We start from the raw sequence: 25,457 nt of genomic DNA, 5'->3' as shown, positions 1-25,457 counted from the left end.
TGGCAACGATTGATTGCAAGCTGTTGCAACAGCCTGTCAGTTTCAATGATCTGATCAGTGCCATCGTGTATTTGACCGATAAAACCAATTTTGCAGCATTTAACCAAGTCCAGAGCACTTTTTTACCCAGTTAGATCTTGCCAGAATCACAGTGATAGCAGATTGGGTGATTGAGGCAAAGATTGAAATTACTGTGATTGCCAAAATAAAAGGATAAGAAATGTCGAAAGAAGTTTTGGTGCTAGGTGCAGGCATGGTCGGAATCTGCACCGCTATCCATTTGCAACAGCAAGGTTATGCTGTCACGGTGATTGACCAGTCCGCGCCAAGCACAGAAACTTCCTATGGCAATGCTGGGATTATTCAAAGTGAAGCGGTCGAGCCGTATGCCTTTCCGCGTGACTGGGCAAGTTTATTTAAAGTTGCACTAAAACAAGACAGTGCGGTGAATTATCATTTGAATGCCTTGCCAGAATATGCTGCACCGCTGTTGCAATACTGGCGTAATTCCAGTCCGCAAAATTATCAGGTCATCTCGCAGGATTATGCGGTGCTGATTCGGGTGGCATTGTCAGAGCATCAGCAGTTGATTGCTCAGGCTCGGGCAGAAGATTTGATTTTAAAAAATGGCTGGATTCAGCTTTATCGTAGTGAAGCAGCATTGCAAGAAGCTATTCAAGATGCTGAGCGCCGTCAGCAGCGTTATGGCGTGCCGAGTCAGATTTTAAATACGAGTCAAATCAACCAGCTTGAACCAAATTTAAAAGCCGATCACCCTTTAATTGGCGGGATTCACTGGACGCAGCCGTGGAGTGTGATTGAGCCTGGCGAACTGGTACAGCGTTATGCCCGATTATTTGAACAGCTTGGCGGTGTGATCGTACAGGCTCAGGTTCAGCAATTACAACAACAAGACCATGGATGGCAAGTCCAAACCAATCAACAGGCTTTAACTGCGCCGAATGTGGTGCTGGCACTTGGTCCATGGTCATCGAAATTTATAACTGAACTGGGCTATCACAATCCATTATTTATTAAACGTGGTTATCATCAGCATTATACTCACGGTAGTCAGTTGAGCCGTCCGATGCTGGATGCCGAATATGGTTATGTGCTTGCACCGATGAAAAAAGGCACTCGTCTGACTACAGGTGCCGAGTTCGCGCATTTTTCTGCGCCTGCAACGCCTGTGCAACTTGAAAAGACCCAACAATGTGCCCGTGACTGGCTGGACTTGGGCGAGGCCTTGCCAAGCCCTGCATGGCTGGGGCGCCGCCCTTGTAGTGTCGATATGAAACCGTATATTGGTGCGGCACCACGACACAAAGGGCTGTGGTTTAACTTTGGACATGGGCATCAGGGTTTTACTTTGGGTGCAGCCAGCGGGCGTTTATTGGCAGAAATGATGACGGGGAAAGTCCAGTTAATTTCTGACCCGAATATTTTTTCTCCGAACCGAATTGCAGTTTAATCAAGAGCGAAATCTGTTATGCAACCTATTCAAATCGATCAACTTGTTGCTGAATTTCCGTTGCTGCAACAGCTACGAGATTTACAGGAAACAGTATGGTTTAATCCAGCCAGTACCACTTTGGATGTGGCGCTGGCCGATGTCGGTTTGACCGCAGAAGATGTGGCACAGGCACATGCGCGCTTGCAGCGTTTTGCACCGTATTTAATGTTGGCTTTTCCAGAGCTTGAAGCGACTGAAGGTAAAATCGAGTCAGAATGTGTAGCGATTCCTGCCATGCAACATTGCTTGCAACAACAGTATCAGCAAGAAATTTTTGGACAGCTTTGGTTAAAACTGGACAGTCATTTACCAATTTCGGGTTCGATCAAGGCACGTGGCGGGATTTATGAAGTGTTGGCACATGTAGAAAAACTGGCGATCGAAGCAGGCTTACTGAACATTGAAGATGATTACCGCAAGTTGTATTTGCCTGAATTTAAACAGTTCTTTAGCCAGTATGCGATTGCCGTGGGTTCAACAGGCAACTTGGGTCTGTCGATTGGCATCATGAGTGCCAAGATGGGCTTTCGAGTCACGGTGCACATGTCGGCAGATGCCCGTCAATGGAAAAAGGACAAGTTACGTGCCAACGGCGTAACGGTGGTTGAATACGAACAGGATTATGGTGTGGCAGTTGAGCAGGGACGTGCTTTAGCCGCGCAAGATCCACAGTGTTTTTTTATTGATGATGAAAACTCACGCACCCTGTTTTTGGGTTATGCGGTGGCAGGCGAGCATTTAAAGCAACAGTTCCAGCAAAAAAATCTGCTGGTGAATGCCGGACATCCACTATTTGTGTATTTGCCTTGTGGCGTGGGTGGTGGGCCTGGCGGTGTGGCTTTTGGTTTGAAGTTGGCATTTGGCGATCACGTACACTGTTTTTTTGCTGAACCGACGCATTCACCGTGTATGTTGCTTGGTGTGCATACTGGGTTACATGATGCGATTTCGGTACAGGATTTGGGCATTGATAATTTAACTGCTGCAGATGGTCTGGCGGTCGGTCGTGCCTCAGGTTTTGTTGGGCGAGCCATGCAGCGTTTGATTGATGGTTATTACACTCTGAATGATCAACGCCTGTATGACATGCTGCGCTGGCTCAGTGATGTTGAAGATATTCAGCTTGAACCCTCAGCTTTGGCAGGCATGTACGGTGCGATATTGGTATCATGTGCTCAAGATTACTTGAATGCTCAGCATTTCTCAGAGCAGCAATTGCAGCAGGCGATTCATCTAGTCTGGGCCACAGGTGGCGGTATGGTGCCTGAAACTGAAATACAAAAATATTTGGCACAAGGTCTGGCGGCTACTTAATGCTGATGCGTATTAGCAGCATGCAGAAGCGTTTGATCATGGGTTTATTATTCTGAATTTGAGTTTGAAGAATAGAACATGGGCATCATGGGTGACATTCTTTTTATTTTTCCCCCGAAGCCCAAGTGCAATCAAAGGGGCTCATAACAGATGTTTAATCAACGCTAAAATTTTAGGAATTTCATTTTGTTATTTTTTAGAAATGGTGTGCTGCACATGCAGAAAGAACAATAATCCTAAGCCTACACGCTCAAATCTTTTCAAAATTTAAGGCTCTTATCTGTACTGGATAAGAGCCTTTTGGTTGCTGTTAGGCAGAAATTTTTTGGTTAAACGTATCATGCCACTGGTCTGCCAGCAGCACCCAGACAGGTGACCAGTAAGAGAATGTTTTTACTTCGGCAATTACATGGTCGATATCGCTTAAAGTATCAGATTTAAGCTGGAAAAATACCGTATCAGAAAGGGTTTCCATAAAATGCTGTGCTAATGCGCTGGCATCATTGAGCAGTGTAGTGTCTAAACCGTCATGAACAAAAACATCAAATAATGTTCCGACATACGTCAGTGGTGGCAGTTCCAATTGAGAAACTTTATTTTCATTATAAAGCTCCATGGCATCTTTCATGTTCAGTGCAAAGACACAGTGCTGCTGATAATCGCTGACAGGTGCAAATCGCTCAGGTGTGCTAGCAAGCTGTTGTTCATACAACCCGAGAGCCAGTTGCTTGGCTTGCTGTACGATTGCTGGATGAAGTGTATGGACATGACTCATTTAAAACCCCAAAAAATAACAAAAATATTGCTTTCTAATCACAGGAAATCCCTTCTTCATTCTAGCAATTTTTTCTAGAAAAGCGCTAATTTTGCAGCGATCTTGCAGTAAAAAAGCAGATTTATGCTGCTGCCTAGTCAATATGGAATGGATATTGCTTTAATGTATAACAAATGCCGTGAATGGTTCAGCTTGCAATAAATAACAATCGGGAGAATACAAGAATGCCAATTTCATCGAAGTTAAAAACATTTGCTACCATGGTCATGACGATTGGTTCGGTCTGCTTGGGCGGGGAAATGGCACAAATGCAGTTACAGCTTCCCGTGGAGATTGCAGGGGTGTTCCAAGGCTTATTGCTGATGTTTTTACTGGCAGCCGGTACCTTTATTGAAAACAAATACCGTTTTTTGAAAAAGAAAACCAAAGCAGCTGTGTTGGCAACGCAAGGCTAAAAGAAGAATACAGATATGTTAGAAGTCACCGCAATTTTAGCCACCACCGTTGCTGCTGCGACCCCTTGGCGTAGAAGGCATGATGCTGGTTGGTCAATTGCTGCTTTGCACTGCCAGTACAGTTCGATCTGAATGTGTTTAGTGCGTTTTGGGTCGGAGAATCGCCTGAAAGTGCGCATGCCATGAGTTATCACGTGTTGGCGATTCGCTATGGCGCGGTGTTATTTGGTGGTGCAATGACAGGCATTGGTGGTGCATTTTTATCGACCTGTATACCCCGATGTGGATTGAAAGCATGGTGGCAGGTCGTGGCTGGATTGCAATTGCTCTGGTGGTGTTTGCTGCGTAGAAACCTGCACGCTTGTTGTTGGGGCGTATCTGTTTGGTGGCGTGACCATTTTGCAGCTTCATGCACAGGCGCTTGGCATCAATGTGCTAACCGAGTTTTTAGCGGCATTGCCGTATGTGGCAACCATTTTGGTGTTGGTGCTGATTTCTCGGGATAAGAAGTTGTTAAAGATGAATTTGCCTGCGTTGTTTGGTAAGACATTTTTGCCCTAGTTTGAGTTGATGATCGAATATTGGGATAGAAATTTGATATTTAGGTGAATGTATTTCTTTACTTTTCATGGATGAAAAGTAACAAAAATCCTTTGTTGTACTGCGTTATAGGGACATAACGTCAGTACAACGTGGCGGCATCCATGCCGCCTGTCATCTAAATTCATTGCGAATAAGCTTCAGTTTTTTCATATCGTGAGCTTCAATTTTCACAACCTATTTTTTATATTGAAACGTATCCACATACAAAACTTCAATACGATTGAATCAGTCTGAGCCATCATGCATTTAGCTCAAGGAAAGCCAATATCTGCACCAAATCCTGAACAAATTTTACGTTTTCTGCGTTTATCCAATGACGTGGGTAAACGCGCCATCTCTTTGGGACATCATCTTTTTTGTGCGGTACTGGTTGCACCCAACCATGAGCGTGTCTTCAGCTTATGTGTTTGCGCATGGGCAAAAACAGATTGAGCTGATTGGCCCTGTTGCTAAACTGGACCAGGAAACTGCTGATTTACAACTGAGTTTTTGGCAAAGCCGTCAAAGGCTATATCTGCAATTCTGCTATGGATATGTAAAAAAGCCAAAAGGATAGTGGCTGGGGCGGATACTTATCCTTAAGTGTCGTAGCCTTAGATACTTTGAAGATATCTAAATATATGTATAACAATAAATTTTTCTTCTACTTTTTGAATTAAGCCGAAAGTGGTTTTAGCAGTAAACCTGTAAAACTTTGCAGAAAATCTCTTATGCAGAAAATTTCATAATTATTCAATTTTTTCTTTATTTTGCTAAAAAAGACAAAGCTTTAAGGTATGGGCTTCCAGATCATTTTTGTCGAAAGAGCGCAGAAAGCCATGAATCGCTGTATACCACTTCGCACCTTCGCGGTGTCATCTATTCATCTTCAATCCTTCACGGTTATGCCAGCAATGTGTTGTCAGTTTGCTCGAATGTAACTGAATTTTAAAACATATTTTTGAATGAACTCACAGAATTTAGGACGTAGAAAGATGAATCGTATTCAACAGTGGTCAGTGATTGGTTGTGCAGGTTTGAGCTTGGCACTAAGCGCATGTAGCAAACCTGCTGAACAGCAAAAAAGTAATACTCAGGCAGCATCGCAGCCGAAAACCGAACTGAAAACTTTAAGTATTGGCTTTCAGAAATACGGTTTATTGCCGATTGTGAAAGTCCGTGGTGATTTGGAAAAAACCTTGCAGGCGCAAGGTATTCAGGTGAAATGGGTCGAGTTTCCAGCAGGCCCTCAGCTACTTGAAGGCCTGAATGTCGGTAGCGTGGTGATTGGGGAGGCAGGTGAAGCTCCGCCAATTTTTGCTCAAGCGGCGAATGCCAATCTGGTTTATGTCGCCAACCAGCCTGCTGCACCTCAGGCAGAAGCGCTGATTGTGCCGAAAACCTCCAATATTCATTCGATTCAGGAGCTAAAAGGCAAACGTGTTGCCTTGAACAAAGGCTCGAATGTGCATTATTTGCTGCTGAAAGTTTTGGAAGCTAACCATCTCACTTTAAAAGACATCCAAGTGGTGTATCTGCCACCTGCCGATGCTCGTGCTGCGTTTGAAAAAGGTGCAGTCGATGCGTGGGTGATTTGGGATCCGTTCTTTGCCGCAGCACAGCAGCAACTGGGCGCACGCGTATTGTCGACAGGGCAGAACTTGGTTAGCAATCACCAGTTCTATTTAGCTGATCGCAAGTTTGCGCAAAACAACCCGCAAGTGTTTAACACCGTGGTGAAAGAGCTGAACCAGACCACTGAATGGGTCAAGACCCATCAGGATGACGCTGCAAAATTATTAGAAAAACCAACAGGACTAGATTATAGCGTGCTGAAAACTTCAATTTCGCGCATGGGCTTTGGCGTGACGCCTATTTCCAGTCAAGTGATTGCAGAACAACAGCAAGTAGCGGATGCCTTTTATCAACAAAAACTGATTCCAAATCAAATCCATATTCAAGATGCGATTTTAAGCGCATCAAATAAATAACGGAGGCAGACATGAGCTATTTACGAAGCACCAGCCTTGTAGCCTTGACCAGTGTCACGGTGTTACTTGCAGCGTGCCAGAAGTCTGAAACTGCCCCTGCACAGGCATCTGCACCAGTAGCAAAGAACGCAGCTGAGCTAAAAACACTGAGTATTGGATTTCAAAAATCATCTTTAAATTCAATTGTTTTAAAACAGCAGCATTTATTGGAAAAAGAGTTTCCAAAAACCAAGATCGAATGGAAAGAATTCCCCGCAGGGCCGCAAATGTTAGAAGCTTTGGCAGTCGGTGCAGTTGATCTCGGTTCGGTTGGAAATACTCCCCCGATTTTTGCCCAAGCTGCCAATAAAGGCATTGTCTATGTCGGTTATGAAAATGTGCATCCGAAATGGCAAGCGGTTCTTGTGCCGAACGATAGTCCGATCAAGACCATTGCCGACCTAAAAGGCAAACGCATTGCGGTACAAAAAGGTTCAAGTGCGCATGACTTGCTCGGGCGTGTGCTGAAAAAAGCCAATCTGACTTGGAATGACATTCAACCGATCTGGTTGGCACCTGCCGATGCCCGTGCAGCACTGGATAAAAAATCGGTGGATGCATGGGCGATCTGGGAACCGTTCCGTAGCGTGGCTGAAGTGGAAGGACATGCCCGCCCGATTATTGACGGCACAGCCTTTGAAACGACCTATAACTTTGTGATTGGCAATCCTGACTTTGTCAAAGCCCATTCACAAGAAACCACACAGTTCTTAACCGCACTGAACCATGCCGCACAGTGGATTGTCGATCATCCAAAAGAGTCATTGCACTTGTATCAACAAGCCACAGGCTTAAATGCCGAGATTGCCCAGCGTGTACTCGACAAACGCTATAAACCGTCACTAACACAGGCGATTACCCCTGATGTGGTCAAGGCACAGCAAGAGATTGCAAATCGTTTTTATCAAGAGAAGTTGATCCCCAATTCCATCGAGATCAACCAAATTATCTGGGCGCAGCACTAAGCGCGCTCTGGGTTTTAAAGACTTAGACATTTAAAGGAACAACACAATGAAAATTTTCTGGTTTATTCCCACTCATGGTGACAGCCGTTATTTAGGTACCAGCAAAGGGGCACGTCAGGTTGACCATGCTTACATGAAGCAGATTGCGGTTGCCGTGGATAATTTGGGTTATGAAGGAGTACTCATTCCGACAGGACGTTCATGTGAAGATCCGTGGATCACGGCAGCAAGTTTGATTGATGCTACTAAAAACCTGAAATTTCTGGTGGCGTTACGCCCTGGGGTGACTACGCCAGCGTTGACTGCACGTATGGCAGCAACCTTTGACCGTTTGTCCAATGGCCGTGTGTTACTGAACTTGGTGACTGGTGGTGATGAACAAGAACTCAAAGGCGATGGCTTGTATGAAGACCATACCACCCGCTATGAAACTGCCAATGAATACGTGAAAATCTGGCGTGAAATTTTAACCCGTTCACACACAGGTGAATCATTTAGCTTCCACGGCAAACACTTAAATGTCGATGATGCCAAACTGCTTTACCCACCTGTGCAACAACCTTATCCACCACTGTGGTTTGGTGGTTCTTCAGATGTTGCAATTGATTTGGCGACAGAACAGGTTGATACCTACCTGACTTGGGGCGAGCCACCTGCTGCGGTGAAAGAAAAAATCGAAGCAGTGCGCGCCAAAGCCGAAGCCAAAGGGCGTACTTTGAACTACGGTATCCGTTTGCATGTGATTGTGCGTGAAACCAATGAAGAAGCATGGGCAGCCGCCAACGACCTGATTCAATACGTCGATGACAACACCATTGCCGCAGCACAGAAAAAATTTGCACAAATGGATTCAGTCGGGCAGCACCGCATGGCAGCCTTGCATGGCGGTCGCCGTGACCAACTGGAAGTGTCACCAAACTTGTGGGCAGGCATTGGCTTGGTACGTGGTGGTGCAGGTACGGCATTGGTGGGTGACCCTGAAACCGTTGCTGCGCGTATTCAAGAATATGCCGATTTGGGTATTGGCACCTTTATTTTCTCGGGCTATCCACATTTGGAAGAATCGATCCGTTTTGCCGAACTGGTGTTCCCGTTATTGCCACTGGAAACTCGCCAAAAATTGTCACAGCCGAATTTGACTGGGCCTTTTGGCGAAATTATTGCCAACAATTATGTGCCTGATGAAGACAAAAAACGTCAACGGGCAGAGGAGGCTGTATGACCCAAGTGGTAAAACGGCTGGGGCAACGCACGTTGCCTTGGCTGGTGCCTGTAGTATTGGTGATTTTCTGGCAAGTGGCGTCGGTGACAGGTTGGCTGGAAAGCCGAATTTTACCTGCACCAACTGCAGTGCTCAGAGCTTTTTGGTCGCTGTTAATCAGTGGTGAACTGTGGCATCACGTCAAGATTAGCGCAGGGCGTGCCTTGCTCGGTTTATTGGTTGGTGGTGGTTTGGGCTTACTGCTTGGGCTACTCAATGGCTCATCCAGAATTGCCTCGAATTTACTGGATACCACCTTGCAGATGATTCGGAATATCCCTGCGCTGGCGCTCATTCCACTGGTGATTTTGTGGTTCGGGATTGATGAATCGGCAAAGCTGTTCTTGGTCGCCATCGGGGTATTTTTCCCAATGTATATCAACACCTATCATGGCATTCGTTCGGTTGATCCACAGTTGATCGAAATGGGTAAAAGCTATGGTTTGACCCGTTGGCAATTGTATAAAGACATCATTTTACCTGGAGCAATGCCTTCGATTTTGGTCGGTTTACGCTTTGCTTTAGGCTTGGTTTGGGTGTTGTTAATCGTCGCGGAAACTATTTCTGCTCAGGCAGGCATTGGTTATATGACCATGAATGCACGTGAATTCTTGCAAACCGATGTGGTCTTGGTCGGTATTTTACTCTACGCCTTACTGGGCAAACTGGCAGATGTTTTTGCCCAATATCTGGAACGTTATTTACTGCGCTGGCATGCGGGTTATCAACACGATTGAGGAGAGCATCATGACTGATTTAAGTATTGCGGATTACGCGGATGAGCTAGTCATCTCGCCCAAGCGTAAAGTTGCCCCGACCACAGGCGCTGAAATTCATATTCAGCAACTCAACAAATATTATGGCAGTGTTACGGTACTGGAAAATCTTGATCTAGAGATTCAGGCAGGCGAGTTTCTGGCGATTGTGGGGCGCAGTGGTTGTGGTAAAAGTACTTTACTACGTCTGGTTGCAGGTTTGGAGCAAGCCAGTCGGGGGCAAATCGGTTTTACTGCGCCAGCGCACAGTGCTGCAATTCAGCCAGATGATATTCGGGTCATGTTTCAAGATCCGCGTTTGCTGCCCTGGAAAAGCATTGAGGACAATGTCAAACTGGGCTTACCCAAGCAACAGTCTGAACAGGCGATTGCCTTACTGGGAAAAGTCGGTTTAAAAGAAAAAGCCAAATTGTGGCCAAGCCAGCTTTCGGGTGGACAACGCCAGCGTTCAGCATTGGCACGTGCCTTGGCGCATCGCCCGCGGATTTTATTGTTGGATGAACCGCTTGGCGCACTGGATGCCTTGACCCGTTTGGACATGCAAAATCTGATTGAAAGGTTGTGGCGTGAGCAGGGCTTTACCGCAATTTTGGTGACGCACGATGTCAGTGAAGCTGTGCAACTGGCAGACCGAATTATTTTGCTGGATAAAGGGCATATTGCCCAGCAGTTTAAAGTGAACCTACCACGTCCTCGTCAAAAAGGTATTGGCTTTGCTGAACTCGAACAACAGGTGCTACAAGCAGTTTTAGCCACCTAAATCTGACACCACGAATGTTGCTTGTCGAGATAATCAAAAATGTTGAAAACTACACAGAAACAAGGCAGGGGATTCCTGCCTTTTGTTTTTTGATGGGAGTGGATTGTATATGCCTGAACTGAGTGTAGTATCATGCTAGATATAAGAATTGAATAAGCATAGGTCACTCAGTATGGATCAAAGTGTAAAACCAGAAAAAATAAAACATGACCATCAGCTTTCCTTTGACCTCATTGAAGCCCAATACCGACTGCGCAATAGCCGAGGGAGTGATCACGGTAAAAGCATTCTGGTGATTGTCAGTGGTATTGAACTGGCAGGTAAGGGCGAAGCCGTCAAGCAACTGCGCGAATGGGTCGATCCACGTTATTTGCATGTCTATGCCGAACCACCGCATTTTTTTAACAACAAACAACCTTTTTGGCAGCCGTATGTTCAGGTGATTCCTGCTGAAGGGCAAATCGTGGTGCTGTTTAGTAACTGGTACAACGACTTACTGAATACGGCGATGCATGTATCTAAACCTTTAGATGACACCATGTTCGACGCCTATATACACCAAATGCGCAAGTTCGAGCAGGATCTAAAAAACAATCAGGTCGATGTCGTCAAGTTCTGGTTCGACTTGTCGTGGAAATCTCTGCAAAAACGTCTGGACAATATGAATCCTTCTGAGGAGAAATGGCATAAATTGCATGGTCTGGACTGGCGCAATAAAAAACAGTATGACAACATCCAGCGTTTACGTGAACGCTATAGCGAGGACTGGATTGTACTGGATTGCGAAGATAAACATCAGTGTAACCGTGAATTTTCCCAGCATTTATTGTTGGCATTGAAAGACTTACCCAAACATACCGGCTTAGTCGCAAATCAGTGGCCACAAGCCCCAATTCCACAAAATTTATCGGCAATTACACATCCTGAAATCAGTCAAAAAGACTATAGGGCACAGCTTAAAAAACTCTCGCGTAAGGTCGCAGATTGCTTGCGTTACAATCAGCGCAAGGTGGTCATTGTGTTTGAAGGAATAGACGCTGCGGGTAAGGGAGGAGCAATACGCCGAATCGTGAAAAACCTCGACCCGCGTGAATACGACATTCACTGTATCGCTGCACCTGAGCATTATGAACGGCATCATCCGTATTTGTGGCGTTTCTGGACAAAACTGGAAAATGCCAGTCCGATCAGTATTTTTGACCGTTCTTGGTATGGGCGAGTGCTGGTAGAGCGCATTGAAAATCTAGCGGCAGATTTTGAGTGGCAACGTGCGTATGAGGAAATTAATCGTTTCGAAAAAGATTTGGTCGATACTCAGACCATTGTGATTAAATTTTGGTTGGCGATTAGTAAGGATGAGCAGGAACAGCGCTTCAAAATTCGTGAAGAAACACCACACAAACGCTTTAAAATTACCAGTGATGACTGGCGTAATCGGGAAAAATGGGATGATTATTTAGAGTCTGCCTCTGATATGTTTTATCTGACCAATACTGCCTATGCTCCATGGCATGTGATTTCTACCGACAGTAAGCGTCAGGCGCGATTGGAAATTATGCAAGCCATCTTAAATCAGTTAAAGGCGGAGTAATCCGCCTGATGTTAGCCCACAACCGTTTGGGCTTTTTGTTTAAGCTGAATGCGTTTTGCCAGTTGGTAGCAGTCTTCAACATGTGCAGAGGCAATTTTTTTAAAGACCAAATAGCCTAAACTGGCAGCAATAATTTGACCGCCTAAAGGAATAAATTTGGAGACTTGTTTGGTCACCATTTTGCCAATAAAACCGTTCAATGATTTTTTGACGCCTGTGCGTGCCACCATTAAGCCCGAAAATTGTACCCCGCGTTTACGCAGTTCCTGCCAGTGAATTTCACGGGTTTTTGGGTCATATACGCTAATGTGCTCACGGTCGAGTCCAAATTGTTCATTAATTTCAGGAATCAGTTTGGATAAAATACCGACATCGGCCACCACATCTAAAAAAGGCACAGGAATGACCGCAGCCCCAGCAGACAGGTAGGCGCGTTTTTTCGCTAAAGCCAAGCAGTCTTGGCGTACCTGTTCCAGATTCAAATCGGGGTCAATCGCGTCGGGAATATGATCAATTTTCATAAAGTCGTTACCTGTTGAGATGCTATTTTACTTGAAATACAGTCATTGTGATCACAACGTATTGTTTTTTAAAATGACATAAGTCATGTTAAAGAAATAGTACAATCTGTGTGTCAATTTGTGCAAATTGCATCCATCCTGCAAAAATACAGCGAGAAAAGTGATTTATGGGTATTCATGTTTGTCAAAGTCAGCGATTAGAACTGTTATTGCAAACGCTGTTAGCCCAAATTAGTCAGGCACAAAGCCATCCTTTACAGGTGTTACAACAGCAGCATTTTGTGGTACCGAGTGCTGCGGTGGAACAATGGCTACAGCAGCAGATTTCTCAGTATCAGGGTATTAGCGCCAACCAATTGTATCATCAACGGATTCAGACTTTTCAGTGGTACGCCTATCAGCAAGTTCTAGAAAATAAAGAGCAAGTACGTCAAGCCAACATTCCACGATTGGTAATGCAGTGGCGTATTTACGAAGCGTTAAAACCCTATATTGAACCTGAACAGCTCAGCCTTGCTGCCGAGCATCCGTTGTATAGCATTGTGCAGCGAATTTATGACAGTGCCACACATTTAGAGCAGGGTTTGCAACAGCAACTCAAAAAACAAAATATGTTGTACTGGGTATCCGAGCAGGTGTCGCGGGTGTTTAGTCATTACATGATTTATCGTGGGCAGTGTCAGCACCATTGGCATGAACCGTGTAGTTGTCCACAAAACTGGCTTAAGGCGTGGGGCAATAATCGTGAGCTAAATATCGAGCAACTGTTTCAAGCCGATGAACATGGCATTGCGCTGTATCAACTAGAACAGGTACAGCAGCTTGAAGCGTGGCAGCGCTGGTTGTGGCAGGAAGTCTTTCATGCGGACTTTGTGCAAATGCAGCAGATTGACCGCGATTTTTGGGCAATTCTCGATGACCCAGAGCAGCGCAAAGCCGCGCTGAAACGCCTGCCGCAGCAATTGCTGATTTTTACGGTACTGGATTTGCCCCCGACCCAGTTACAATTTTTACGGCGTTTAGGGCAGTACTTGGACGTGGTGATTTTGCACTACAACCCTTCGCAGGAATACTGGGCAGACAGTGTCGACCCGAACTGGAAAAAACGCTATGACCTTGGGGTAAAACAGCGCTTTTTACAAAAACACCCACAGGCTTCTGATGCCGATCTGCAACGTTTCTTTGATGAATTCACCCTCAATTTTAATGCTGAAGCACGTGAGTCACGTCATCCATTATTGACCCGTTTTGGCAAGCAGGCACGTGACCATTTCTCGTTGTTATCGCATTTGTCTTCGGGGGAAGAAGGACAATGGCTAGATTTGTTCGATGAAGATTATTCTGAGAGTTTGCTCGGTAAAATTCAGTCGGATGTGCTGTACCTGATGGAACCTGAAAAGCATCAATTTGAGCTTTCTCCCGACGATCAGTCGATTCAGGTTCATGTTTGTCACTCTGCATTGCGCCAGCTTGAAGTCTTGAAGGATCAACTGTTGCACTGGCTGGCACAGGGCACGGCTGAACAGCCACACCGTCTGGATGATATTTTGGTATTAACGCCAGACATCAAGGCACTTGAACCACATATTCGCAGTGTCTTTGCACCGCCACCACGGGTACAAAATGCCCAGCAAGCACCGTATTTGCCTGTCAAAATTGGTGGTGTAGCACAGCTAGATATGAGTCAGGCATGGCAGGCGGTATATGATCGGATTCAGCTACCGCATGGACGTTTTCAGTTTGAACAGTTTGCCGACTGGCTGAGCTTGCCTGCGACGCAGCAGCGTTATGGTTTAGATACCTCACAAACCCAGCGGGCGTTGCAGTTGCTGACTCAGGCTGGTTTTAAGCGCGGGTTGGACGAAGCCCATCTGGCGCGTCAGCTTAGTCTAGAAGATCGGGATTATCGTTTTAGTTTTAAGTTTGCCTTAGACCGTTTGGCACTTGGGGTGGCGATTCCTGAGCATGTGCTGTTTGAAGGAACGCTGAGCTATGCCCAAGTGTTGCCGAGTGATTTTGAGTTAATCGCGACCCTGATCGACATTTATGAAGATTTGGCGCAGCGTCGCGATTGGCTGATTTTGCATGAACTGGGTCAAAATCATACCGTTGAACACTGGCTGTATCAGATTCAGCAAGATATTCACGAGTTCCAACAGGCAGGTGTCGTTGCGCTTGGTGCTGCTTATGACATGGTCCGTAAACACATTCGTATGTTGACCTTGTCAGTGCATTATCAAAAACAGCAACATTCACCACAGGTGGCATTACAGGATTTTAGTCTGCCATTGGGCGTGGTTTTGCAAGAAATTCAGCAGCAGCTCGACAGTCAGTTCGATCAGGCTGAACCCAGCGGACAGATTACCTTTAGTCAAATCGGGCAGATTCGCCCATTGCCGTATCGTTTGGTGGTCATGCTGAATCTGGACAGTGGAAAATTTCCAAACCGACAAACTCATACCCCGTTTGATTTGATGCAAAGTTTGCGGCCACAGTTGGGGGATCGTTCGCGTCTGGAAGATGATCAGGGTGCATTTTTAGATGCGCTGCTGCTGGCCAAAGAGCAACTCTGGCTATTTTATAATGGTTTCGATATTAGCGATGGTGAAGTGCGCCAGCCATCCAGCGTTTTGCAAGAACTGCTGGATCATATTGGCTACATTGTGGCATCCGCGCAGCCCGATGCTGGGATTGATGCAACTGTAGAGTATGCAGGTTTGGAAATTCCACAGCATGTGCTGAGTCTGTATCGGGTACATCCGTTACAACCTTTTGACTTACAAGGTTTTACGCTAGAACATCTGCGCTATCAAGATCAGTGGTTTACTGTGGCTCAGCAAATTCAGCAAGCCACAGGGCAACGTCAACCATGGAGTAACCAAACTTATGTGGTGCCTGAAACCGATGTGATTATGCTTAGCAGTCAGCAGTGGTTAAATGACATGGCCTTTCCTGCGCAGTTGTATTTAAAAACCCTTGGGGTTGAAAATCTGCGTATGCAGGATTTACCCGATGAAGTTGAACCATTGTTACTCGATGGTTTAGGGCGGTATAGCCTACGTGAATTTTTACAGCAACAACCGTCTTCAAGTACCGAGTTGCTGCAAGACCGTTTGCCTGTCGGTAAAACTCAGCACAGCGCATGGCAGCTCAGTCAGTTGGAACATCAGCAATTATTAATGCAGTTACAGCAATATGCTGCCGCACCGAGTGAAACCACAGGACAGACTTTGCATTTGCGCGACAAGTTGCACATGCGGATTGTGATTCCTAAACAGCCACAGCAGGATTGGGTTAGTCTGAATCCATCCAGTGCCCGTGCTGAACGCCGTGCTAAAACATGGCTGGAATATTTGCTGTGGCTGACTTATTTAAACCTCGGAGAACAAGGTAAGCAGTTGAAACGTATAGTGGTGTTTAGCAACAGCACCCTGATTTGTGAAGGGCTGAGTTCAGCACAGGCAAAAGCTTATTTGGATGAATGGCTGAAGGCGTGGGATTATGGGCAAACTTCACCTTTGGTGTTGCCTGCGGCATTGTTATTGAAACCACTCGAAACGGGTAAAACCTTAGAATGGCAAGCCAATGAACAGGGCAATATGCACATCATTGAGCCTGAAAAAAATCTGTTGAAACAGTGGCAAGGTGGCGGAAACTTTAACAGTCTCTTTTCAATTCATGAAGATCGTTCCACTCAGTATCACGACGACTGGCAGTTTATTTTGCAAGAACAAGATGCTGATTTGTTGCTGCAAGATGCCTGTCAGCGTTTTGCTTACAGTTTGTATGCGCCTATTTATCAGTACCAACGTGCAGTAGAACATGCCTAATGAATAAGAATAAAACCTGTATTTCAACCACTCCGATTCACGATATTGATTTTAGCGGTTTACACTGGATTGAAGCATCCGCAGGTTCAGGCAAAACGTTTACTTTGTCGAGCCTGATGGTACGGATTCTACTGGAGCAATATTTACCGCGTCAGGTGATTGCTACCACGTTTACCCGCGCGGCGGCGGCAGAGTTAAAAACCCGTATTCGTAAGCGCTTACAAGAAAGCTATGCTTTTTTTGATGCTCGGCGTAGTGCCACTGCCGAAGAAAATCTGGCATTTGCACAGCAGTGTACTGATCCATTACAAGCCAAGATTCTCAGCCAGTTTGCCCATCAGGTCGGTTATGCCTGTGAACGGCTGAAACTGGTCATCGATCAGCTGGATGAGTTGTTTGTCGGAACACTCGACAGCTTTAGCCAAAAGCTATTACGCGAGTTTGCGTTTGAAAGTGGAAAAATTGAACATGCCGAAATTACCGATCAAGCCAAACAGTACACGCGGCAACTGGTGCATGACATTTTACGCGAATGGATTCAGGCACAGCCTCAGCATTTGATTGACTGGTTATATATCAGTGGTGATCTTGGGCAGATTGACAGTTATGTCGGGCTGGTTGAAAAAAGCCTGAATTTTACCAATGCCCAATTCAAAACGGTGCAGCCTGTGACCTTTCAGGTGGATGAACTGTTACAGCGACGCCAGCAACTCAGCACATTAGATCTGAGTCACTTGGCAGAGTTTTATCTGCCAGTAGGCGAATACTTCAAAGGTGTGAGCGGCACGTATTTTAAAAAAGACAGTTTCACGGTGTTATTTAGCGAGTTGATTCCTTGCGCGGTATCGCTGATTTTGAGGGAAGATGGGCAAGGATTTTTTAGCCAAAGCTTTACTGAAAGCCGTAATAAGTTGTTTAAATTTGTCGATTTGTTTCAGCAGCAAAAAATCTTTTCAAAAAAATGCCCGACTGAAGCCGCCGAGCAATTTTATGCTGATGTTCAGCTGAATGCCTTGTTGCAGGTGTTGAACTGTCTGTCTAATATGCAGCAGACACTGCAAGAAACGGGTACATTTCTCAAGTTTTATTTGTGCCAAGAAGTGAAAAAGCGTTTGCCACAGTTGTTACTGCAACATGGCGAAACCACTTTTTCCCAGCAAATCCGAACACTGGCAGAAGCCTTACAAGGTGAGCAAGGGCAAAAATTTGCCGCTTTTGTGCAAAACCGTTATCCGCTCATTTTGGTGGATGAATTTCAGGATACCAACCAGGATCAGGACGATATGCTGGCAAGTATCTGGCGGCATCCACAGCGTTATCGTCAAAGCTGCATGATTATGGTCGGTGATCGTAAGCAGGCCATTTACGGCTTTCGTGGCGGTGACATGCTGACTTTTATTAAAGCGCATCAGGATGTACAGCAAAAAGCAGGCAAGTTCTATCAACTGATTTATAACCAACGCTCGATTCGACCATTGGTTGAAGTGGTCGATGCCTTGTTCCAGCGGCAGCCCGATTTTGGCGAACAGGTGCTGTATTACCCTGTGCAGGCAGGGCATCGTCCTCATCCTGCCTTGATGGATCATGCACAGGAAAATCCGCAGCCACTGCGTTGGTTGAGCATTCCCGAAAAACAGCCTGCACATGAGCAAGTGGCATGGCAAATTCGACAGTTACTGAATCAGTCGGCACAAGGGCAACTGTATTTTGCCGAGAGCACAGGCTCACGGGCGTTGATTGCCGATGATATTGCGGTGCTGTCTAAAAATCATGATGGTTTGGATCAGGTGCATTATGTACTGGAGCGTTTAGGAATTCGGGTCAATCGTCCTGCCAAGCGAAGCGTATTTGATAGCCAGATTGCCAAAGATGTTGCAGCAGTCTTGACGGCGATTTTAGAGCCTTATCATGAAGCCAAACTCAAGCGTGCATTGTTGAGTCGTTTGTTTGGTTTAACGCTGAAACAATTGGTAGATTTACAAGCCCAAGCCGATGGCTTAAGTCAGTATATTTTGGAGTTTGACCATGTACGTGAGCTGTGGCTAGCACGTAACTTTTTGACTGCATGGCAATATTTGTTGCAGCGTTTTGCGGTGTGGCAAACCATAGTTGCCAGTCAAAGCCGTGACAATGAACGGGTAGTGGTGAATTTACGTCATCTGACCGAGCTGCTCAGTCAACACAGCGGGCAGTATCAGGGTGCACAAAACCTGTATCACTGGTACATGATGCAGGTACAAAAACCCAGTGATCGGGAATGGGAACTGGAACGTAAGCTCTCTACCGCTGCGGGTGTGCAACTCATGACCATTCACCAGTCTAAAGGACTGGAGTTTAAAATCGTATTTTTACTCAATGCCGATGGTAAAGCTGGAGAACCCAACAAACAACTGAATTTCTCCACGGTCGAACAGCTCAACCCACAAACTCAGCAGCTCGAAACACAGCGTGTGATTGCGATTCATGATCGGGACAATTTACCTCAAGCTGATTTGGATCAGCATCAACTGCGCCTTGAAGCCGAGCAGCGCCGTTTGTGGTATGTCGCCCTGACCCGTGCCAGTTATCGAGTCTATGCGGTGTTGCAAGACCATAAAGGCACATCCACCACAGGCTTGGCATTTTGGAAAAATCAGTCAGGTGCATTTGAGCATCCTGCCAGTGGCGAAGCGGTTTTTTTAACCGAATGTCCGAAGCCGATTTTTTCTGCCGAAACCCAAACTGTTACTGAGTTACAAGCATTGCCATTGCCCCAAAAGCGCTTTTATCCGCGTGCGCGAACCAGTTTTACAGGGCTGGCGCAGCATCTGTCCAGACAGCAAGCCAAAGACTTACTGGCAGAATATAGTGGTGAACAACAAGCTGCAGAAGATGAATGGCCGTTGTCTATATCCATAGCACAGCGTTCACAAGGGCAGGAAAAATTGCCGTGGATTCAGCGCCAGTTCCCGCAAGGTCCACATGCTGGGAATTTCTTGCATGGAATTTTTGAACATTTAGATTTTCAGCAAAGTGATGACTGGCACTACGAAATTCGTCGCCGTTTTAAAAATGATGATATGTACTTATGGCAACAGTTATTGGAGCGTTATCAACAGCGCAGTGATTTGTATGTTGAGATGACACTTGAAGACTGTGCGGTTGCCGAAATTCAACAATGGTTGACTCAAATCTTGGTGACCCCCATTCATGCTGATTTTTGTTTGCAGCAGCTTGAGCCTGCACAACATTTGGCAGAGTTTCCATTTTTTATGGCGCTGTCTGATCAAGTCTTTGCGGTGCAACGTTTACATGCACTATTTAAAGAATATGGGTTATACATGCCTGAATTTAACCCTGCCGAGTCTGCACGTTATTTAAATGGGGCAATTGACTTGGTGTATGAGCATCAGGGGCGCTTTTATATTGCGGACTATAAAAGTAATTATTTGGGCGATAGCCTGCAAGATTATAGTGCGCTTGCCATTCAGCAAAATATGTCGCAAAGCAGCTATTGGCTACAAGCCAGTATTTATCTGGTTGCCTTACACCGTTATTTGCAAACTCGCTTGGAAAATTATGCGATTGAGCAGCATCTGGGGGGAGCAAGTTATCTGTATTTGCGTGGCATGTCGGCTCAGGCTGGATTTGGCAGTTATTACTGGCGACCAGAACCTGAGTTTATTTTAAGGTTAGATGCCATTTTGGGTTATATGTATGTACAGAAAAATGCACAAAAAAGTGCATAACTTAACTAAGTGTATAAAAAACAAAAGCTTAAATTGTGGACAACTTTGGGTATAACTCTGTTGATATCTATGTGAATAAGTATGAGGATAACTAATTGATGAAGCAGGAAATAATGCCAGAGCAGCGGGAAAATTTTGTCTGGGCTGAAAAGTGGGCGAAGTATCTGACAAAAAGCCTTGTAAAGTCAAGTGAAAATGCTGATGTTGTACTCTACATTTCACAATTGTTTATGGCAAAAGCCCGTGGTGACAGCTGTGTCAGTTGTACGGAGCAGCAAGTGCAGCAACTTGGGTCGCTGGTGAGTATGCATGCAGCTCAGGTCGCTCCTTTTGTCTACGATGGGCAGGCCTTATTTTTATATCGCTACTTTGCACTTGAGCAGCGTCTGGCTCAGCAAGTGCAGCGCTTAGTTGCTCAGCAGCCTATGCAGGTCGATACCTCTGCGTATTTATCATTATTGCCTGATCCATATCAGCAGCAGGCTTTGCAGATGGTCGGGCAGTCGGCTTTAAATATGATCACAGGTGGGCCAGGGACTGGAAAAACCTACACACTGGCGCGGATCGTGGCAGTTTTAAATCATTGCTTACCTCATTTACGTATCGCAATGGCTGCACCCACAGGTAAGGCCGCCCAGCGGATGCAGGAAGCCTTGCAGCTTTCTTTTAATGATCCTGATTTGCAACAACAAGGCTTGATTCAGCCTGAACTACTGCTATTAAAGCCTGTGACATTGCATCGCCTGCTTGGAATCGGTAGACAAGGGCAGGCAAAATTTACCGCACAGCAACCCTTACCTTATGATCTGATTATTGTCGATGAGGCCTCGATGCTGGATTTAAATCTAGCCACTTTATTGTTTGAGGCAATTCCTGATCATGCCCGCCTGATTTTATTGGGAGATGCGCAGCAGTTGGCATCGGTGGATGTTGGTTCGGTACTGGCAGATTTACAGCAATCCAAACAGTTACAGTCCTATCGCGTAAATTTGCTGAATAGTAGGCGTTTTAGTGATGATGCTTTAATTGGGAAAATGGCACGTTTTATTCAGCAGGTGACTGCTCGACAACTTAATGCTGCCCAAGTATTAGATAGATTTGAACAAGACGTTGTTGCGGCGGGACAGTTGCAGGTTCTTGATCTAAACAGCATTCAAAAAGATTTAGTTCAGTTACAGTATTTAAATGCTGAAACTGCCATAGAGCAGACATTACAGCAATTATGGTCAGGTTTTGAAGACTATACTCAAAGCTTGCTGGCTTATTTGCAAGGTGAACAGTCACAGACTGAGATTGAGCAAGTTATTGCCAGTTTTGATCATTACCGCATTTTGACCGCGATTCATCACGGTGAGTTTGGTCTGGAACGTATCAACCAGTTTATGCAGCAGCAATTACTCAAAATACTATTCCCATATACGCAGGCAGTTGGGGATTGGTATATTGGTCGTCCTGTCATGATGACAGAAAACGACGATCAGCTTGGGCTTGCCAATGGTGATATTGGGATCTGCCTTTTTCAGAAAGAAGATCATCAGCAGTTTTCGGTATTTTTTCCAAGCTTACAAAAATGGGTGATTGCCCAACGCTTGCCTAAAAATATTGCCACCGCGTTTGCCTTGACGATTCATAAATCACAAGGATCCGAGTTTGCGCATACGGCTGTTGTACTGGATGCACAAGCAGCAAAGTTGTTAAGTCAGGAGCTGATTTATACGGCAATTACTCGGGCAAAGAAAGCCGTGTCATTGTTGGTAGATCGGGCAGCGTTTGCTCAGGCATTAACCTGTCAGACGGTTAGATACAGTGGTTTGATTAGAAAAATTGAACAATCCATTGAATAGTAAAGTTTTATTATACAATAAGGGCTAATGTAAGAAATGGCTTACATTAAATAAGGAAATTGCCGAATAGTTTAGTCAGTTAGATGTTCATACTATGGTTTTGCCAAATTGATTTAGCATGGATGAGCTAAATTATAATTGCATAAGAATAATAATAGTCAATAGACAGCAAACTTACGGGACGTGAGTCATACGCAGGAAACTTACAGCCACTAAACCTTGTAGTTTTGGGAGAGACTACAGGGTTTTTTTATGTCCTGTAGATCTAGCCGTGTTAATCATCTCGATTCATCCATACAGAACAATTGATCCATTTTGTTTTATGTAAAGTTGAGAAATTGAACATGTAAATTTTTGTATCAAATGGTCAACTCTTTTAAATATATAAAACTATAGGTATAATCTTTTTTGTTTTTATATTTATTTGAATTTATTGAATATTTTTCATCAAACTGTAGTGGTTTGTGTTTCTTGAGTATTTTAATCGTGTTTTTTTTGTAAGTTTTTGCTTACATTAGCTTAAGACAACGCCCATAGGTGACCGACTATTTTTGTGCGAACATGGTGCACATGGAAGCATAATAAGCTCAAGTTAGGATGTTAAATAACTAACTAAGAAGCGCGACTCAACCGCTCATAATAACAATAATGGCAAAACAAGAAACTACAGCGTACAAAAGCCCAAACCAATACCGTTTGGGCTTTTGCATTTTTTTTATTATTTCTAAAAAAATTGATTGAATCTCACGCTTTTTTTGCAATCGCTCAGATTTTCACTTAAAATAAACACCTTGCTGTAGTGATGCACGGCAATCATGATGATTAAAATTTTTAATCACTTGAAAGATATCAAAAATTTTAATTTTTCAAGCATCTCGGAGTAATCGAAATGGCTTTAACTAACCAAGACCGCGCAGAAATCGTTGCTAAATTTGCTCGTGCAGAAAACGACACTGGTTCACCAGAAGTACAAGTTGCTTTGTTAACTGCACAAATCAATGATTTGCAAGGTCACTTTAAAACTCACAAACACGACCATCACAGCCGTCGTGGTTTGATCCGTATGGTTAACCAACGCCGTAAATTACTTGACTACCTAAACGGTAAAGATCATGGTCGTTACACTGCTTTGATCGGTGCTTTAGGTCTACGTCGTTAATTCGATTCAGGCTTATTTTTCGGTATTTCGAATGTTTCTGACTTCGTCGCTGAAAATCAAGCAAAGCTTAGCTTGCTAAGCTATTTTAGAAGGGGCGAATATTCGCTCCTTCTTCGTGTCTAACATCTAGTGAGGTCGGCTTCTAAGCTTTGTCATTTATTTCCAGTTTGTGTTGTGAATGCCAAACCTTAGGGGTCTCCACTAGAAAAACTGTTCAAAAAGAACTAGGAAAATATAATATATGTCGATGTTTAATATTGTTCGTAAAGAATTCCAGTATGGTCAATACCAAGTCGTTTTGGAAACTGGTCGTGTTGCACGCCAAGCCAACTCGGTATTGATTACTATGGGTGGGGTAACTGTTCTTGTTGCAGTTGTGGCTCAGCCAACAGCAAAAGCAGGTCAGGATTTCTTCCCATTAACAGTTAACTACCAAGAAAAACAATATGCTGCGGGTCGTATCCCTGGTGGTTATGGTAAGCGCGAAGGTCGTGCTTCTGAAGCAGAAACTTTAATTTCACGTTTGATTGACCGTCCAATTCGTCCGTTGTTCCCAGAAGGTTATTACAACGAAATTCAAGTGACAGCAACTGTTGTGTCTTCTGACAAAACTATGGACGCTGACATTGCTGCGATGCTCGGTACTTCTGCTGCACTTGCAATTGCAGGTACGCCGTTCCGTGGTCCAATCGGTGGTGCGCGTGTTGGTTTAATCAACGGTGAATACGTTCTTAACCCAAACTATGAACAACTAAAAGAAAGTGATCTTGACCTTGTGGTTGCAGGTACAGAATCAGCAGTATTGATGGTTGAATCTGAAGCGAAAGAGCTTTCAGAAGACCAAATGCTTGGTGCAGTATTGTTTGGTCATGACGAACAGCAAATTGCGATTCAAGCGATTAAAGAATTTGCAGCAGCTGTTGGTGCAGCAGAATCAACTTGGGTTGCTCCAACACAAAACGAAGAATTGCGTGCGAAGCTGAAAGAAGCATTTGAAGCAAAAATTTCTGAAGCTTACACCATTGCGGTAAAACAAGACCGTTACGCGGCACTTGATGCGCTTCAAGCAGAAGCTGTTGCTCAATTCGTTCCAGAAGAAGACGTTGACGGTATCGCTGACGACGTAAACGAATTATTTGAAGATCTTAAATACCGTACCGTACGTGACAACATCTTGTCTGGTAAGCCACGTATTGATGGTCGTGACACCAAAACAGTTCGTGCGCTTGACGTGCAAGTTGGCGTGTTAGATCGTGCTCACGGTTCTGCATTGTTTACTCGTGGTGAAACTCAGGCGTTGGTAACAACAACTTTGGGTAACACACGTGATGCGTTGATGGTTGATACCCTTTCAGGTACTAAAACTGACAGCTTCATGTTGCACTACAACTTCCCAGCATACTCTGTGGGTGAAACTGGTCGTGAATCTGGGCCTAAACGTCGTGAAATCGGTCATGGCCGTTTGGCACGTCGTGGTGTGCAAGCTGTTCTTCCTGCAGCAGACCGCTTCCCGTATGTAATCCGTATCGTATCGGATATCACTGAATCTAACGGTTCATCTTCAATGGCTTCTGTATGTGGTGCTTCTCTATCACTTATGGATGCAGGTGTTCCACTTAAAGCACCAGTTGCGGGTATCGCAATGGGTCTAGTTAAAGAAGGCGAGCGTTTCGCAGTTCTTTCTGACATCTTGGGTGACGAAGACCACCTTGGCGACATGGACTTTAAAGTAGCAGGTTCTGCCAACGGTATTACTGCACTTCAAATGGACATCAAGATCGAAGGTATCACTGAAGAAATCATGGAAGTGGCATTGAACCAAGCATTTGCGGGTCGTATGCACATCCTGAATGAAATGAATAAAGTGATTTCGCGTGCTCGTCCTGAAATTTCAATGCATGCGCCAACTTTTGAAGTGATTACGATTAATCCAGACAAAATCCGTGACGTGATTGGTAAAGGCGGTGCAACTATCCGTCAAATTACTGAAGAAACTAAAGCGGCGATTGACATTGAAGACAACGGTACAGTGCGTGTATTTGGTGAATCTAAAGCTGCTGCACGTGCTGCAATTGCCAAGATTCAGGCCCTAACCGCTGAAGTTGAGCCAGGTAAAATCTATCAAGGTAAAGTCATTCGCATTGTAGAATTTGGTGCGTTTGTCAACATCATGCCTGGTACGGATGGTTTGTTGCATATTTCTCAAATTTCAAATGAGCGTATTGCTAACGTGACTGACGTATTGAAAGAAGGTCAAGAAATTAACGTTCAGGTTGCCGATGTTGACAACCGTGGTCGTATTAAATTGACCATGAAAGATGTTGCACAAGCATAATCTAGCTGTTGTCTGATA

Annotated in this window: 17 protein-coding genes and 1 pseudogene; 16 read left to right on the top strand and 2 right to left on the bottom strand. The window is 44.8% G+C overall.

The window, feature by feature from the left end; translation table 11 throughout:
* Positions 1 to 220: 220 nt before the first annotated feature.
* Together E0H77_RS07195 and dsdA are read left to right on the top strand one after the other, a co-directional pair.
* Complete coding sequence (locus E0H77_RS07195) at positions 221 to 1,471, top strand: NAD(P)/FAD-dependent oxidoreductase (protein WP_131376327.1); 1,251 nt, start codon at positions 221 to 223, stop codon at positions 1,469 to 1,471.
* Between the two features lie 18 nt (positions 1,472 to 1,489).
* Positions 1,490 to 2,827, top strand: coding sequence for a D-serine ammonia-lyase (dsdA, locus tag E0H77_RS07190; RefSeq protein ID WP_131376324.1), 1,338 nt, complete (start codon positions 1,490 to 1,492; stop codon positions 2,825 to 2,827).
* Positions 2,828 to 3,137: 310 nt separating this feature from the next.
* On the opposite strand, the gene E0H77_RS07185 is transcribed toward dsdA, so the two are convergent.
* Entirely contained in the window at positions 3,138 to 3,602 is a 465-nt protein-coding gene (locus tag E0H77_RS07185) for a hypothetical protein (RefSeq protein WP_131376320.1), read from the bottom strand.
* 224 nt (positions 3,603 to 3,826) lie between these two features.
* On the opposite strand from E0H77_RS07185, the gene E0H77_RS07180 reads away from it, so the two are divergent.
* The 9 genes and pseudogenes from E0H77_RS07180 (at position 3,827) to pap (ending at position 12,022) form a co-directional block, all read left to right on the top strand.
* Positions 3,827 to 4,057 carry a hypothetical protein gene (locus E0H77_RS07180; RefSeq protein ID WP_131376317.1) on the top strand — a complete coding sequence of 77 codons (231 nt, stop codon included), beginning with the start codon at positions 3,827 to 3,829 and terminating at the stop codon, positions 4,055 to 4,057.
* A gap of 152 nt (positions 4,058 to 4,209) precedes the next feature.
* Positions 4,210 to 4,618 (top strand): annotated as a pseudogene (locus E0H77_RS07175) (ABC transporter permease subunit); the annotation flags it as partial.
* Between the two features lie 282 nt (positions 4,619 to 4,900).
* Positions 4,901 to 5,092 carry a hypothetical protein gene (locus E0H77_RS13895; RefSeq protein ID WP_228258302.1) on the top strand — a complete coding sequence of 64 codons (192 nt, stop codon included), beginning with the start codon at positions 4,901 to 4,903 and terminating at the stop codon, positions 5,090 to 5,092.
* 542 nt (positions 5,093 to 5,634) lie between these two features.
* The gene (locus tag E0H77_RS07165) at positions 5,635 to 6,630 is read left to right on the top strand and encodes a sulfonate ABC transporter substrate-binding protein (protein ID WP_131376314.1); all 996 of its coding nucleotides are present in this window, start codon (positions 5,635 to 5,637) and stop codon (positions 6,628 to 6,630) included.
* Between the two features lie 11 nt (positions 6,631 to 6,641).
* Positions 6,642 to 7,634: an aliphatic sulfonate ABC transporter substrate-binding protein gene (locus E0H77_RS07160; protein WP_131376311.1), complete on the top strand. Its 993-nt coding sequence runs from the start codon at positions 6,642 to 6,644 to the stop codon at positions 7,632 to 7,634.
* Between the two features lie 46 nt (positions 7,635 to 7,680).
* Positions 7,681 to 8,856: an FMNH2-dependent alkanesulfonate monooxygenase gene (ssuD, locus tag E0H77_RS07155; protein ID WP_131376308.1), complete on the top strand. Its 1,176-nt coding sequence runs from the start codon at positions 7,681 to 7,683 to the stop codon at positions 8,854 to 8,856.
* Positions 8,853 to 9,632 carry an aliphatic sulfonate ABC transporter permease SsuC gene (gene ssuC, locus E0H77_RS07150; protein WP_131376305.1) on the top strand — a complete coding sequence of 260 codons (780 nt, stop codon included), beginning with the start codon at positions 8,853 to 8,855 and terminating at the stop codon, positions 9,630 to 9,632. Before ssuD ends, ssuC begins: the two co-directional genes overlap by 4 nt.
* A 10-nt stretch (positions 9,633 to 9,642) precedes the next feature.
* The gene (locus E0H77_RS07145; RefSeq protein WP_131376302.1) at positions 9,643 to 10,431 is read left to right on the top strand and encodes an ABC transporter ATP-binding protein; all 789 of its coding nucleotides are present in this window, start codon (positions 9,643 to 9,645) and stop codon (positions 10,429 to 10,431) included.
* A gap of 172 nt (positions 10,432 to 10,603) precedes the next feature.
* Positions 10,604 to 12,022: a polyphosphate:AMP phosphotransferase gene (gene pap, locus E0H77_RS07140; protein ID WP_131376299.1), complete on the top strand. Its 1,419-nt coding sequence runs from the start codon at positions 10,604 to 10,606 to the stop codon at positions 12,020 to 12,022.
* Positions 12,023 to 12,033: 11 nt separating this feature from the next.
* Here the strand turns inward: pap and E0H77_RS07135 are convergent, their stop codons facing one another.
* Positions 12,034 to 12,543 (bottom strand): hypothetical protein, encoded by a 510-nt coding sequence (locus tag E0H77_RS07135; protein ID WP_131376296.1) that lies wholly within the window; start codon positions 12,541 to 12,543, stop codon positions 12,034 to 12,036.
* A gap of 167 nt (positions 12,544 to 12,710) precedes the next feature.
* Here E0H77_RS07135 and E0H77_RS07130 point away from each other — a divergent pair, with 167 nt between their 5' ends.
* The 5 genes from E0H77_RS07130 (at position 12,711) to pnp (ending at position 25,439) form a co-directional block, all read left to right on the top strand.
* Positions 12,711 to 16,373, top strand: a complete 3,663-nt coding sequence (locus E0H77_RS07130; protein WP_131376293.1) for an exodeoxyribonuclease V subunit gamma — start codon at positions 12,711 to 12,713, stop codon at positions 16,371 to 16,373.
* Positions 16,373 to 20,101, top strand: coding sequence for a UvrD-helicase domain-containing protein (locus tag E0H77_RS07125; protein WP_131376290.1), 3,729 nt, complete (start codon positions 16,373 to 16,375; stop codon positions 20,099 to 20,101). The genes E0H77_RS07130 and E0H77_RS07125 overlap by 1 nt, the downstream gene beginning before the upstream one ends.
* A 98-nt stretch (positions 20,102 to 20,199) precedes the next feature.
* A complete protein-coding gene (recD, locus tag E0H77_RS07120; RefSeq protein WP_416240507.1) occupies positions 20,200 to 21,945 on the top strand; it encodes an exodeoxyribonuclease V subunit alpha in 1,746 nt (581 codons plus the stop codon).
* An 889-nt stretch (positions 21,946 to 22,834) separates the two neighbouring features.
* Positions 22,835 to 23,104, top strand: coding sequence for a 30S ribosomal protein S15 (rpsO, locus tag E0H77_RS07115; protein WP_131313723.1), 270 nt, complete (start codon positions 22,835 to 22,837; stop codon positions 23,102 to 23,104).
* A 247-nt stretch (positions 23,105 to 23,351) separates the two neighbouring features.
* Positions 23,352 to 25,439, top strand: coding sequence for a polyribonucleotide nucleotidyltransferase (gene pnp / locus E0H77_RS07110; RefSeq protein WP_171478324.1), 2,088 nt, complete (start codon positions 23,352 to 23,354; stop codon positions 25,437 to 25,439).
* Positions 25,440 to 25,457 lie beyond the last annotated feature (18 nt).

This window comes from Acinetobacter brisouioides (genome assembly GCF_004331075.1).
GTDB lineage: Bacteria > Pseudomonadota > Gammaproteobacteria > Pseudomonadales > Moraxellaceae > Acinetobacter.
The sequence above is the reverse complement of the archived record's forward strand: the minus strand, read 5'-3'. Positions and strand labels throughout refer to the sequence as shown.

Excerpts from the sequence above, each read along its gene's own strand:
- recD (WP_416240507.1), top strand. The coding sequence starts at position 20,200 with ATGAAGCAGGAAATAATGCCAGAGCAGCGGGAAAATTTTGTCTGGGCT.
- E0H77_RS07125 (WP_131376290.1), top strand. The coding sequence starts at position 16,373 with ATGAATAAGAATAAAACCTGTATTTCAACCACTCCGATTCACGATATT.
- E0H77_RS07135 (WP_131376296.1), bottom strand. The coding sequence starts at position 12,543 with ATGAAAATTGATCATATTCCCGACGCGATTGACCCCGATTTGAATCTG.
- E0H77_RS07180 (WP_131376317.1), top strand. The coding sequence starts at position 3,827 with ATGCCAATTTCATCGAAGTTAAAAACATTTGCTACCATGGTCATGACG.
- pap (WP_131376299.1), top strand. The coding sequence starts at position 10,604 with ATGGATCAAAGTGTAAAACCAGAAAAAATAAAACATGACCATCAGCTT.
- E0H77_RS07145 (WP_131376302.1), top strand. The coding sequence starts at position 9,643 with ATGACTGATTTAAGTATTGCGGATTACGCGGATGAGCTAGTCATCTCG.
- ssuD (WP_131376308.1), top strand. The coding sequence starts at position 7,681 with ATGAAAATTTTCTGGTTTATTCCCACTCATGGTGACAGCCGTTATTTA.
- E0H77_RS07195 (WP_131376327.1), top strand. The coding sequence starts at position 221 with ATGTCGAAAGAAGTTTTGGTGCTAGGTGCAGGCATGGTCGGAATCTGC.
- dsdA (WP_131376324.1), top strand. The coding sequence starts at position 1,490 with ATGCAACCTATTCAAATCGATCAACTTGTTGCTGAATTTCCGTTGCTG.
- pnp (WP_171478324.1), top strand. The coding sequence starts at position 23,352 with ATGTTTAATATTGTTCGTAAAGAATTCCAGTATGGTCAATACCAAGTC.
- E0H77_RS07165 (WP_131376314.1), top strand. The coding sequence starts at position 5,635 with ATGAATCGTATTCAACAGTGGTCAGTGATTGGTTGTGCAGGTTTGAGC.
- E0H77_RS07185 (WP_131376320.1), bottom strand. The coding sequence starts at position 3,602 with ATGAGTCATGTCCATACACTTCATCCAGCAATCGTACAGCAAGCCAAG.
- E0H77_RS13895 (WP_228258302.1), top strand. The coding sequence starts at position 4,901 with ATGCATTTAGCTCAAGGAAAGCCAATATCTGCACCAAATCCTGAACAA.
- ssuC (WP_131376305.1), top strand. The coding sequence starts at position 8,853 with ATGACCCAAGTGGTAAAACGGCTGGGGCAACGCACGTTGCCTTGGCTG.
- E0H77_RS07130 (WP_131376293.1), top strand. The coding sequence starts at position 12,711 with ATGGGTATTCATGTTTGTCAAAGTCAGCGATTAGAACTGTTATTGCAA.
- rpsO (WP_131313723.1), top strand. The coding sequence starts at position 22,835 with ATGGCTTTAACTAACCAAGACCGCGCAGAAATCGTTGCTAAATTTGCT.
- E0H77_RS07160 (WP_131376311.1), top strand. The coding sequence starts at position 6,642 with ATGAGCTATTTACGAAGCACCAGCCTTGTAGCCTTGACCAGTGTCACG.